At 46.9% G+C, this 12,424-nt stretch carries 10 protein-coding genes; 1 reads left to right on the top strand and 9 read right to left on the bottom strand.

Annotation, left to right across the window (positions count from 1 at the left end):
* Positions 1–36 precede the first annotated feature (36 nt).
* Entirely contained in the window at positions 37–621 is a 585-nt protein-coding gene (locus ACI39P_RS04285; RefSeq protein ID WP_439719464.1) for a manganese efflux pump, read from the top strand.
* A gap of 38 nt (positions 622–659) precedes the next feature.
* On the opposite strand, the gene add is transcribed toward ACI39P_RS04285, so the two are convergent.
* The 9 genes from add to ACI39P_RS04240 form a co-directional block, all read right to left on the bottom strand.
* The gene (gene add, locus ACI39P_RS04280) at positions 660–1,676 is read right to left on the bottom strand and encodes an adenosine deaminase (RefSeq protein ID WP_439719463.1); all 1,017 of its coding nucleotides are present in this window, start codon (positions 1,674–1,676) and stop codon (positions 660–662) included.
* Between the two features lie 214 nt (positions 1,677–1,890).
* Positions 1,891–3,375, bottom strand: coding sequence for a DUF1846 domain-containing protein (locus ACI39P_RS04275; RefSeq protein WP_439719462.1), 1,485 nt, complete (start codon positions 3,373–3,375; stop codon positions 1,891–1,893).
* Positions 3,376–3,666: 291 nt separating this feature from the next.
* The gene (locus tag ACI39P_RS04270) at positions 3,667–4,821 is read right to left on the bottom strand and encodes a YkvI family membrane protein (protein ID WP_439719461.1); all 1,155 of its coding nucleotides are present in this window, start codon (positions 4,819–4,821) and stop codon (positions 3,667–3,669) included.
* Between the two features lie 578 nt (positions 4,822–5,399).
* Positions 5,400–6,137 (bottom strand): double zinc ribbon domain-containing protein, encoded by a 738-nt coding sequence (locus ACI39P_RS04265; RefSeq protein WP_439719460.1) that lies wholly within the window; start codon positions 6,135–6,137, stop codon positions 5,400–5,402.
* Positions 6,134–8,383, bottom strand: a complete 2,250-nt coding sequence (gene recD2 / locus ACI39P_RS04260) for an SF1B family DNA helicase RecD2 (RefSeq protein WP_439719459.1) — start codon at positions 8,381–8,383, stop codon at positions 6,134–6,136. The genes ACI39P_RS04265 and recD2 overlap by 4 nt, the downstream gene beginning before the upstream one ends.
* A 125-nt stretch (positions 8,384–8,508) precedes the next feature.
* On the bottom strand, positions 8,509–8,946 hold the full coding sequence (locus ACI39P_RS04255) for a zinc ribbon domain-containing protein (RefSeq protein ID WP_439719458.1): 438 nt from the start codon (positions 8,944–8,946) through the stop codon (positions 8,509–8,511).
* A gap of 55 nt (positions 8,947–9,001) precedes the next feature.
* Positions 9,002–10,849 carry a CotH kinase family protein gene (locus ACI39P_RS04250; RefSeq protein WP_439719457.1) on the bottom strand — a complete coding sequence of 616 codons (1,848 nt, stop codon included), beginning with the start codon at positions 10,847–10,849 and terminating at the stop codon, positions 9,002–9,004.
* Positions 10,850–10,866: 17 nt separating this feature from the next.
* On the bottom strand, positions 10,867–11,541 hold the full coding sequence (locus ACI39P_RS04245) for a DUF4956 domain-containing protein (protein ID WP_439719456.1): 675 nt from the start codon (positions 11,539–11,541) through the stop codon (positions 10,867–10,869).
* Between the two features lie 18 nt (positions 11,542–11,559).
* On the bottom strand, positions 11,560–12,243 hold the full coding sequence (locus ACI39P_RS04240) for a polyphosphate polymerase domain-containing protein (RefSeq protein ID WP_439719455.1): 684 nt from the start codon (positions 12,241–12,243) through the stop codon (positions 11,560–11,562).
* Positions 12,244–12,424 lie beyond the last annotated feature (181 nt).

Genomic DNA, 12,424 nt, shown 5'->3' with positions numbered 1-12,424 from the left:
CACCTGCATAGGATGGATAGCAGGAGGTGTTTCTCCATGGTTTTTTCTCTGCTTTTGGCACTTTCCCTCAGCGTAGATGCCCTGGGCATCGGCCTTTCCTATGGGCTCAGGCGCATCACCTTTTCTCCGTCCTCCCTATTGCTCCTGACAGGGGAAACCTTTTTCATGATGGAGATTTTCTTAAGGATTGGACAGCTGTTTGCCGCCTGCTTCCCGGCAGCATTGGCAGAGGGAATTTCCACAGGTTTTCTGCTTTTCTTCGGCATCTGGCTTTGTCTGCAAGGAACGGGGCAAAAAAAGAAGAAGGAGGATTCGCCCCTGCAGTCTCCTTCCCTTTGCGATAAAGACGCTTCTTCCTCCATTGAACCGAAAGAGGCACTCCTGCTGGGCTTTCTCCTTTCCATGGATTCCTTTGCTATCGGGGTAAGTGCTGCCGCCGGCGGAATGGATGTGGTTCTGCTGCCGGTTTTTGCCGCTCTGTTCCAAACGGTCTTTCTCGCCTTGGGAGCAATGGGCGGGCAAAGACTGCGGCTGCACCCGGCGCCGAAGGAAAGCCTGTGGTCGCTTCTTTCCGGCAGCATTCTCATCTTCCTTGCCCTCCTGCAGTTTTTCAGAAGATAAAAAGGACACTCAAGCCTGAGTGTCCTTTTGGTCTGTGCTTATTTCTGATATGTTTTTATTTTTTCCACCAGCTTTGCCTTTTCCTCCTCCGGCAGGAATGCCGCTTCCGCTGCATAGCCCAGCATTTTCAGGATATCCGCCTCTGTGAAGCCCATATCGTTCAAGCAATGATCATATTCTTCATCCAGTGTCACATTGAAGATGGTCATATTATCTGTATTGATGGTCACACGAATGCCCATATCCAGCAGCTTTTTGACAGGATGGGCTGCGTAGCTTTCTCTGCTGCGGCAGCGGATATTGCTGGTAGGGCAAATCTCGAAGGTAATCCCCTTTTGAAGGGCACGCTGGCACAATTCCGGGGATTCATAGACAGCGTGACCATGGCCGATCCGCACCGCACCGAAATCCATGGCATCCCTTACGGTTTCGCAATCCTGGCTGTCGCCCCCATGGCAGGTAAAAGGAATCTCCAATTCCCTTGCCAGATCAAAAATATAGTGGAAATTCCGCAGGGGCACAATCCCCTCCGCCCCGGCCAAATCGATAGCATTGACCCCTTTGCCCAGATATTCCTTTGCCAGACGCACTGTTTCCAGATTTTCTTCTTTATTCAGCGTTTCCAAGCCAATGCTCATACAACAGAGGATGATACCAATGCCGATCTCAGGATGCTCCTTTAGCCCCTCTTCTTTGCCTTTCAGCACTGCTTCAATGGCTTCTCTCTGGGTCAGACCCTTCTGGGTATGAAGCTGGGGCGCAAAGCGGATTTCCCCATAAACAACGCCCTGTTCCGCTAAATCACAAACCAATTCCTTTGTAATGCGGGTAATATATTCCGCATCCTGCATAATCTTCAGGGGCAGGTCAAATTTCGTCAGGCAGTCGTTTACATCCTGACAAGGCTCCAGCACAGCGACCTCTCTGGTAAAGGTTTCGTAATCCATGCCATTCTCCACCAAGCCCTCCTTCTGATATAGTTCCCAAACAGTTTCCGGGCGGATGGAACCATCTAAATGCAGGTGCAGTTCGATTTTGGGATAGGTATATTTCATAGGTATCTCCTCCTTCTTTTTTCTGAGAAAATCATACCGTAAGTTTTCTTTTCTGTCAAAAAAAGCGTACCAAATGTAGTGGCGGCTTAAGAAAACCTCCTTTATGGATTGCATTGATTTCTTAAGCCCCACTGCAAGGATGTCTCGCAATCAGAAAACATTTTGTTTTCTGATCGGGACTCCTCTGATTGGCACGCTTTCCTTTTTATATTTTTTATCTGTGGAAGAGTTTTTTGGTTTCGTATTTGGGTTCACAGGTCAGATTCACACCCAGTTTTTTGAATACATTTTCATCGACGGAAGACAGAATGACCGTAGAATGTACTTCACAGCATTTCAGCTTTTCCAGCTGCTTCAGGGCCAATGCCGCCCGGGAATCATTCACAGCGCAGATGCTCAGGGCAATCAGCACTTCATCCGTATGCAGGCGGGGATTCTGGTTGCCCAAATGCCCGGTCTTCAGTTTCTGAATGGGTTCGATAATTTCCGGCGCGATCAGCTTCACGCTTTTTTCAATGCCTGCCAGTGTTTTCAACGCATTCAAAAGCATTGCGGAAGATGCACCCAAAAGGGCACTTGTTTTCCCGGTCACAATAGTACCATCGGGCAATTCAATGGCTGCCGCAGGGTCACCCGTTTCCTCCGCTCTTTTATTTGCGGCTGTAGCAACGATTCTGTCCTCGATACTGATGCCTGCCTGTTTCATCAACAATTCCAGTTTATAGATCACATCATCTGTCAGGCCGCCTTTTCTATGGTCGCAAAGGGCTTTATAATACCGTCTCACGATTTCTGTTCTTGCTGCAGCGGAAACGGCTTCATCATCGAAAATACAGTTGCCCACCATATTGACGCCCATATCCGTAGGGGATTTATAGGGAGATTTGCCGTAAATCTGTTCAAACATGGCATTCAGCACAGGGAAGACTTCCACATCACGATTATAGTTGATGGTGGTCTCCCCATAGGCTTCCAGATGGAAGGGGTCGATCATATTCACATCGTTCAGATCTGCAGTAGCCGCTTCATAGGCCAGATTGACCGGGTGGCGCAGAGGGATATTCCAAATAGGGAAGGTTTCAAATTTTGCATAACCCGCCTTTACCCCCCGTTTGTTTTCATGGTAGAGCTGGGAAAGGCAGGTAGCCATTTTGCCGCTGCCGGGGCCAGGTGCCGTAATAACCACCAAAGAACGCTGGGTTTCAATATAGTCATTCTTGCCAAAGCCCTCTTCGCTGACAATATGAGGGATATTGGCAGGATAGCCTTCAATGGGGTAATGCTTATATACCCGAATCCCAAGGCTTTCCAGTTTCTTTTCATAAGCAACTGCACTGGCCTGCCCATTAAACTGGGTCAGCACCACGCTGCCGACATACAGGCCATAGCCACGGAAAGCATCGATCAGACGCAGCACATCTGCATCATAAGTGATGCCCAAATCACCTCTGACCTTATTTTTTTCAATATCGCCTGCGCTGATGACGATGACAATTTCCGCATCTTCCTTCAGCTGTACCAGCATATTGATTTTACTGTCAGGCTTAAAGCCAGGCAATACGCGGGATGCATGGTAATCATCGAACAATTTCCCGCCAAATTCCAGATACAGCTTGCCGCCAAACTGGCTGATGCGTTCTTTGATCCGCTTCGACTGCATCTGCAGATATTTTTCATTATCAAATCCTAAACGTAACATACTGTAACTCTCCCCGATGTAGCTTCTAAAAATTATACAACATAAGATTATACTCGTTTTTTATCCCATTTACAAACAAAACTTGACAAAAAAAACTCCATTCTCCATCAAAATAGCAAATACCTTCTATAACGATACAGAAAGTATTTCTCATTTTGCCGTTTCTCATTCCTTTGTACAAAAAAGAGAAAAAGGTATCCGTTTTCACAGATACCTCTTTGCTCTTTTCTGGATGTTTTTAGGTGTATTTTGTTTTTATGGCATGCCCGCTTTCGCAGGCTTTGAAAGGTCTTATTTCTTTGCAGCCAATTCTGCTTTCCGCAGCTTGCAGATCTTGTAAACGCCAACTGTGAACAGAGGCAGTACATAGATTGCCAAGAATACATAAGACAGTGCGTTGTAAACAGTTGCAATCAGGTCGATGATACCAACCTTAGACAGAACCATAGAACCAACCAGAACGATGATTGTCAGGATTGCCTGCTGTTTGCTTGTCATTTCAGGTCTGTTTGCTTCTTTCAGGCCATTGTTTACACGTTCGATTGCCGCATGAATGATACCTGTGGAAGTTTCGATCAGTGTCCAGCCCATTACAACACCGAAGATAGCGATAACTACGGGGCCTGCTGTGCCCTGCATCATTGCCAGCCAAGGAACGGATGCACCCAGAACATCGGGGTTAGGGTAGAAGCACATTACTGCGAAATATGTCAGGAACCAAGGGATTGTTGCCAGAATACCGCCGATGATACCGGAAACAACAGATTCCTTTCTGCAGGTCTGTCTTTCAATTGTAAAGAAGGAAGCAGGCAGTACAACCAAGTTATAACCACAGTACAGGATACCACTCCAAAGAGCTGCGCCTGCTGTTACAGTGCCTTCCATATAGCTTGTGTCGTGATTTGCAAATACAGTGGAGATATTATCACCAAATGTACCGATAACCAGTACCGCAAAGATGATATAACCAACATACAGAGCGATGGTGCCTAATGTTTCAAAACGTTCGATCAATCTGGAGCCATAGAAGTTCAGGATTGCTACTACAATCGTGATAGCAACAACGCCGACCCAGTAATTGAGGCCTAAGGTCTGCTCTACGATATTACCGGTAGCAGATGCCATAACGGCGATGATAACGACCATGAACAGCAGATATACAATATCGAATACGATCCACAGAGGACCGCCGATGGTCTGCATGAAAGATTTGAAATCGTATGCCTTTGTCAGGCGGATCAGTTCATAGGACAGCGCTGCAATGACAGCGAAGCCCAGCAGTGTGCCCAGACCGGACAGCCAGCCTAGTGCGCCATATTTGCCGCCGTATTCTACGATTTCACGACCAGTGGCATAGCCGCCGCCGATCATTACGGACTGAAGGATGATACCAGGCAGGATATACTTACCAAAGCCACCTTCAAAAAAGCCTTTTTTCTTTTCCATAAAGATTCCCCTCTTTCGTAAAGTTTGCTCACCGTAAAAGAAACGATGTAGCAATTCTTTTGTTTTTCTACGGCCCTTCCGCCGTAGCCTTTACATAGTACATAGTATAAATATAATTGCTTGTAAGCTCCTTTGCGTTTGTACTTGTTTTCATACAAAAGAACTTTTGTAAAAATTTACTCGTTTTCAGACATAAAGTCAATCCTCCAGCATTCTAATTTTTTTGCATAAAAAAAGACCCTATCTGTAAAAATCTATCATTTTTTCAGGGAAGCTCTCTTTTGTTGTATGATATCAATGCCGATTTTGAATAAAAATACCCATATAATCTTCATATCATTTCAAAATCAGAAATTTTATCTCATTTTATTATTCAATTTTAATGAAAAATTTTGATTTTTTATTGTATTTTTTCCAATACATACAAATTTAATTAAATAATAATTCAAATATTTTGAATATATACTTACAAAAATCGTTATGTATACAGTTTTTATGCATACAACATGCAATATATCTACTGTTGATTTTCACAAAAGTAGAAAATGGCAGAGGAATTTCCTCTGCCATAAATTTCTTCAAATCGATTTCTGCTCCAATTGCAGCCCCGCCGCAGAAAGGCAAAATACATGCACTTCTCTTGCACCGCTACGATACAGGACTTTGGCACATTCATTGCAGGTGGTACCTGTGGTAAAAATATCATCCACCAAAAGGATACGCTTATCTGTGAAATCTTTCGTTGCCGCAAAAGCATCCTTCAAATTTTGCCGTCTTTCTTCCGGCGTATGCAACGTGCTCTGGGCAACGGTATTTTTCTTTCTGCACAAACCCTCCTTTTGAAACATCAATCCCGTTTTTTCGGCAATCTTCTCACAAAGGATATGGGTCTGGTTGAAGCCGCGACGTTTTTCCTTTTTGGGATGCAGCGGGACAGATAAAATGAGATCCGTTTTCACCAGCAATTCCTCATGGTATTGCAGCAGATACTCTGCCATCAATGCACCCAGCCCTTCCCCCAGCTGCTTTCCGCCTTCATATTTGAACAGATGGACAGCCTGACGCACTGTTTCATAGGGAAAGGCAGCACAGGCCGTCTCAAAAGCGAAGGGCTTTCGACAGAAATCACAAAAACCTGCCGTATCTGTTTTTCCGCCGCAATGGGGGCAGGTTTCCTTCGGAATAAAGGGAATATGGCCCCCGCATTTCTCGCAGAAAAATTCCTTTCGTTCCCTCAGCGCAAGGACTTCCCCGCAAATGGCGCAGCGGGGCGGAAAAATCAATTCCAGCAGTTTTTCTTTCATCCGATTTCTCATCCAATTTCACCTCCGTGGATGAAATCATAAAGATTTTGGATGCGCTGAGCAAGTCCTGTATACCTGCCCACCTCTTTATCATTGCGAATCATAGCAGAAACAGTTTCCCGCAGCCCAACGATGACCACCAGCTGTTTCGCACGGGTCACCGCCGTATACAGGAGGTTTCTCGTCATCAGCATGGGCGGCCCGCTGTATACAGGCAGAATGACCACGGGATATTCGCTGCCCTGAGATTTATGGATAGTGATGGCATAGGCCAGCTCCAGCTCCTCCAGCTGGCTGAAATCATATTCCACGATTTTTCCGTCATCAAAGGCGACTCGCATCTGCTCTGCATTCGTATCAATGGAAAGGATGATACCCGCATCCCCATTATAAACGCCAAGCCCTTCATCCTCCCGCTTGCCAAGGCTGTTGAACATCCGCCAAACGATATTATAGTTATTTTTGATCTGCATGACCTTATCTCCCTCCCGGAAGGTGGTCTGGCGGAATTGCACCTCCCGCTTATCAGAAGCCGGAGGATTCAAGGTCTGCTGCAAGACCTGATTCAGGTTCTGCACGCCAAGGGTTCCCTTTCGCATGGGCGTTAAAATCTGCATATCCTGCAGGCCATCACAGCCTGTGAATTTCGGCAGGCGTTTCGTTACCAGTTCCCGAATGGTGGCCGCCACATCCTCCGCATAGGCACGGCGCATAAAAAAGAAATCCGTCCCTTCTTCGTTCAAAACAGGCTCTTCCCCCTGATTGATACGATGGGCATTCATGATAATGGCACTTTCCTGGGCCTGTCGGAAAACATGCTGCAGCCGCACCACCTTCAGCCGTTCGCTGCGGATCATATCCTTTAATACATTCCCTGCCCCGACAGAAGGCAGCTGATCCACGTCCCCCACAAAAATAATACGGGAACCGCTTTCTACCGCCCGCAAAAGGGCCTGCATCAAGGCAATATCCACCATAGAGCTTTCATCGATGATGATAACATCCGCTTCGATGGGGTCATCCTCGTTTTTATCAAAGGTCTGCCGGCGGTTATCCTCGCCAATGAAATTAATGCCCAGCAAACGATGGATGGTCTGAGCTTCCATGCCGGTAGCCTCTGTCATCCGCTTTGCCGCCCGGCCTGTGGGGGCCGCCAGCACCACATCCTGCTCTTCCTGCTTCAAAATGCGCAGGATGGTATTGATGGTAGTGGTTTTCCCTGTACCGGGGCCGCCGGTGATGATAAGAACGCCGCTGCTCATGGCTTCCAGCACCGCAAGCCGCTGTTCTTCCGCCAGAATGACGCCCGTTTCCTTTTCCACCCGGGCAATCTCTTTCGCAATATATTCCATATCCGCCGGCTCATAATCCGCCGCCAGCTCCAACAACCGCTTCGCTACGGACATCTCCGCATAAAAATAATAGTTCAGATAGACACAGTCCTCCCCATCCAGCTTTTCCTGCCAGATCTGGCTGTCCACCTGCAATTCCCGGATAGCATTTTCCACCGCAAGGGGATGCAGGTTCAAAAGCTCCACAGACTGATCAATAAGCTTCTGCTTGGGCAGATAGCAATCCCCATTGGCCGCCGCATGATTCAAAACATATTTCACTGCTGCTTTCACACGGTTGGGGTCATCGGCAGCAATGCCAGCACTGGCCGCCATTTTATCCGCCATTTTAAAGCCGATGCCCGCCACATCATCCGCCAGACGATAAGGATTATTTTTCACGATATCAAAGGTGCGTGCCTTATACTTTTTATAAATACGCATGGCATAGGCAGGAGAAATATCAAAGCCCTGCAAAAACATCATGGCTCTGCGCAGCTCATGCTGTTCACAGAAAGCCTCAGAAATTTTCTGGGCTTTGTCGTAGCTGATGCCCTTGATTTCCGTCAGCAGGTCTGGCTTTTCCTCAATGACATAGAAAGCCGCTTCCCCGAACCGTTCCACAATACGCTTGGCAGTTTTTTCCCCAATGCCTTTGATCAGCCCGGAAGCAAGATATTTTTCCATGCCTGCAGTGGTGGTCGGCATGGATTTTTCATAATATTGCACCTGCACCTGCCTGCCATAAAGGGGATGCATCGTCCAATTGCCGCGGATTTCTAAGGTTTCGCCGCTATGGATTTGCGGCACGATGCCCACACAGGTCACCTCGTCCTCCTCCGTTGTCAAAGAAAAGACCGTATAGCCATTATCCTTGTTTTGATAGATGATATCCTCCACTTCCCCAACGATTTTCAGTTCTTCCATGCCCTCCCCTCCTTTCACAGGCTTTACAGGCTTTTTTCTCTCTTGAGTATAACACAGGAAATAAAAAAAGGGAACAACAGTTCCCAATTTTTACAATAAAAAGGTCGTTTCGGCATATGTCGTTTTTATTTCCAGCGTTCCAGCTGGGGCAGCAGGTTCTGCATGAAAGCCCTTGCGGCATTTTCATCCTCCCAGCCCAAATGTGGAATACACTCTTCTATCATTTCCTCCATGGTGCATGGGTGGACAAAATCGCCATCGGCATAGCACCACTTACAATAGCTCTCGTTAAAAGAACCGTCAGCCTCCTTGCTGATCAGGCTGTCATCCGCCAAGGGCATGCCGCAGCTTTGGCAGATCAGATTCTGGGGTGCGCCCAGAAGGGTATTAATGGAAATATGAAATTCCTTGGAAAGAAGCTTCAATGTCTCCGTATTGGGTATGGTCTCGCCGCATTCCCAACGGGAAACCGCCTGCCTCGTCACCATACATTTTTCCGCCATCTCCTGCTGAGAAAGGCTGTATTTTTTCCTGAGTTCCAACAAAATTTCCTTCGTTTCCATATCATCGCCTCCTGCTTTCAGTATAGGCCATGCTGTCTGTTTCCGCAAGCAACTGTCAGTTTCCTTTGGGCGGTTTCAATTCTTTTTTCCGCTTGAACAGGGCAAGAACCATTGCCCCAACCCCAAATACGCCGCCGCAGACTGCAATGGTGGGCAGATATTCCTTCAAATCCACCTGCTGTGCGCCTCTTTCGCCGCCCATACCCCCAGGCATTTCATGGCCATTTCCGCCCTTTCCGCCAAAATTACGTTCTGTCTGCTTTGTTTCCTCTGTTTCTGCAGGCTGTCCCGCTGGTTCAGAAGGCTTCGCTGTATCCGCAGACTGCTCTGCGCCTTTCCTTGCTTCTGTCTGTTCTGCTTCTGTCTGTTCCGGCATCCTTCCGAAATCCGGCATTTCGGCCACAGTTTCCCGCTCAGGCATTTCACCGCCAAAATCGGGCATACCGCCGCCCTTTCCGCCATTCCTGCTGCCTTGCAGGCTGCTTGTATCAAAGGTAGGTTCCCCGCCTGCCAGTTGGTTTTGAATGCTGTCTGCCATATTTACAGCATAATAAACCAAAGAATATGTATCCGCAGGATCCACGGAACAGGCCTGTTCAAATTCGGCATAGGTATAAAATGCTGTGGCATCCTGTTCCACATAGGGCGCAATCAAATCGTGAATCTCTGTCACCATGGACCCCATGTATGCCTCCGTCAGGTAAGTTTCTGCGATTTCTTTCAGATAGCTTTCATACAGGGAGAGGAAGCTTTCCTGTTCCAGCAGGGTATCCACCAAAGGTTTTTCCGCGCTGCTGTTCATACCGCCCACCCCTTTATTTTCAGCGGCGGGCATTTCTCCAACAGTGGGCATTTCTCCAACTGCTGGCATTTCTCCATTTGGCGCAGGCTTTGTATTTTCTTCCGCGGTTTCCGCCGCGCCTCTTGCGCCTCTGCCCCCGCCCATGCTGGCATTGGCAGGCTGATAGATATCTACTGTGCCGCCGCCAAAGATGCCGAAGGCATAATTATAATCCCAAGGTAAAATAGAAAATACGCCATTTTGCTCATAAAGATAATAATTATGCGTTGTCCCGCCTAGATAACTGTCGTAGTTTGCCAAAGCCACATTCACTGCCAAATAGCGCAGGACTTCATCCACATCCAGCACATTTTCCAGCCCTTCGCCGCTGTCCAAGGCTTTCAGCAAGGCAAGGATAGCACTGCCGTCGGAACTTTCTTCGTTGGTTTTCAAATTCAGCCCAGTATATACAGAGATATCATCCCCACGGTATACCAGATCCGCCCCTGCCCCATCAGGTTTATACAGGTCTCCTGCAGCATCTTCAAAATGGGTCGCAAGAAAGACTTCATCAATGGCTTCCACCGCCAGGAATAACCCCCATTCTTCCCCATTGATAGTGATATGGCTATAGGCATGGCCGGGGGTGGGAATTCCCATTCCCTCTAAAATTTCATAGGAAATATATTCCCGCATATTACTGCTGTCCCCATAATTATTATTCAGGCAAAGCTTTTTCAGCCCGTAATAATTGCCGCCGTCTTCATAATAGTCGAAATCGATTTTCAGGCTATAGCGGTCAGAATCGGAATTGGATACAGAAGTCAGGGTATTGTTGCCCTTCGTACGGATAGCAACATTGCCCACAGTCTCCCCATTGATGGTCACATTTGCCTGGTGATATTCCTCCTCCAGCGGATTTTCCAGCATATCCTGCCAATCGACTTCATCAATCTCGATATTGATCTCATTGACCATATCATCTTGGAAGAGATGTTCTGCATAGGTGTATTTACTATCCTTCTGCTCAGCGTTTCCTACGATCACATAAGACGCCGCCAGGAACACCAGCACGGCTATCCCCGAAAGAAATATCATTTTGTATTCTTTCAGCTTTTCCAAAGGAGTTCCTCCTTTCTTTATGCTGCATAATTGCCGTCATAGCTTACCATTACTGCGGATTCCACCCCTTCGATTTTGCTGATGACGTTCACAAAGCCGCTGTCACTGTCATGGGGGCGGATCTCGTAAATCAATTCTGTGCCGGCGCCGCCGTTAACTGTTTTGGATTTCAGCTGCATTTTTTTCACTTCTTTTTGCAAGAATTCTTCAATCCTGCCTTCCTGTTTCCCATCCATCAGGCGGATAATGATCAGATAAGGGTTATCCTTCTGCTGATGATTGGCGAAGAGCAACAGGAAAATCCCCAGCACCGGGCAGCCCAAAAGCGCCAAGGGTAGCAGGCTTGCACCGCAAAGGATGCCTTCCGCAATCGCCCAGAAAAGAAACACCAGATCCATAGGATCTTTCACCGCTGTACGGAAACGAACGATGGACAAAGCCCCAACCATCCCCAGAGATAATACTACATTGCTGGTAACGCCGTTGATGACCAATGTAGTTACCAATAAAATAGCAACAAGGGAAACATTGAAGCTGCGGCTATACAGCACGCCATTGTAGGTTTTCTGATAGACATAAAAAATGAACAGACCGATGAGAATAGCTGCCCCCAGAGAAAGAACCGTATCCAACAAAGAAAAGCTGCTGAATCCCTCTAAAAAACTGCTCTTAAAAATGTCGTTAAATGTCATAAAATATTCATCCTTTCTTTATCCATTGATCCGGCAGGCAGCAAATTTAGAAAAGGCCTGCTCTCTGTTTTTCGTTGTTAAAATCGTTCTGCTGACCACATCAGGGAGAAAATCATCGTATTTCACTTCCATGATACATTTCCCATCTGCCAAAACAGGAATAGTAGGCACATCCTTTTTGAAAAACGCACGCACATCCTTACAGGAACGGATATCCCTGTCAAAGGTGATGCGCACATTCCCCGGCCCATAGGTAAAGGGTTCTCTGCGGTAATCCACCACGACCGACGGGCGATACAGTTCCAGTTTCCATTTCAGGAATAGTTCCCGTACCAATGGCCGCTCGTCCTCTGCCATCCATTCATACTCTCCTCGAATGATCTTTTCCACTTCCTCCGCCGTCAGCCGGCATTGATATTTATGCCCTGTGGAGCATCGTTTGCTTTTCTTTTCCAGGCGAATGAAATTTGGATCAAAATCATAATAACGAATACGGAATTTCTCCCGTATCGCCACGCCTGATAATTTTTCTTTCAAAACCTTGTCGTATAGATTGTCAAAATACAGGGAACGAATGAAATATTCCTTCCTGCCCTCTGTATGGCTGTCCCTGTGCATAAAAGAAGAGATTCTGTTTGCAGTCAGAATGCTTTCTCCTTCAGTCACAGTATATTTCAGCTCCCGCCGCCATTTTTCATCCATAACAGCGCCACCTCTCTTTCTTTCGAAGCTAGTATAAGTGATAGAAATTAGGGAGGATTTAGTCTTTTGTTAAAACCGTGTAAACAGCAGATTAAAATCTTTTAAGCATTAAAAAAGAAGCCTTTCGGCCAATGTCATTAAGTTAAGATGACGAATCGGGATCTCAGTATTAGAAATAATG

Origin of the sequence: Anaerotignum sp. (assembly GCF_051877975.1) — a bacterium.
Lineage (GTDB): Bacteria > Bacillota > Clostridia > Lachnospirales > Anaerotignaceae > Anaerotignum_A.
The sequence above is the reverse complement of the archived record's forward strand: the minus strand, read 5'-3'. Positions and strand labels throughout refer to the sequence as shown.

Coding starts and splice junctions, on each gene's coding strand:
- ACI39P_RS04285 (WP_439719464.1), top strand. CDS start 37: ATGGTTTTTTCTCTGCTTTTGGCACTTTCCCTCAGCGTAGATGCCCTG.
- add (WP_439719463.1), bottom strand. CDS start 1,676: ATGAAATATACCTATCCCAAAATCGAACTGCACCTGCATTTAGATGGT.
- ACI39P_RS04275 (WP_439719462.1), bottom strand. CDS start 3,375: ATGTTACGTTTAGGATTTGATAATGAAAAATATCTGCAGATGCAGTCG.
- ACI39P_RS04270 (WP_439719461.1), bottom strand. CDS start 4,821: ATGGAAAAGAAAAAAGGCTTTTTTGAAGGTGGCTTTGGTAAGTATATC.
- ACI39P_RS04265 (WP_439719460.1), bottom strand. CDS start 6,137: ATGAGAAATCGGATGAAAGAAAAACTGCTGGAATTGATTTTTCCGCCC.
- recD2 (WP_439719459.1), bottom strand. CDS start 8,383: ATGGAAGAACTGAAAATCGTTGGGGAAGTGGAGGATATCATCTATCAA.
- ACI39P_RS04255 (WP_439719458.1), bottom strand. CDS start 8,946: ATGGAAACGAAGGAAATTTTGTTGGAACTCAGGAAAAAATACAGCCTT.
- ACI39P_RS04245 (WP_439719456.1), bottom strand. CDS start 11,541: ATGACATTTAACGACATTTTTAAGAGCAGTTTTTTAGAGGGATTCAGC.
- ACI39P_RS04240 (WP_439719455.1), bottom strand. CDS start 12,243: ATGGATGAAAAATGGCGGCGGGAGCTGAAATATACTGTGACTGAAGGA.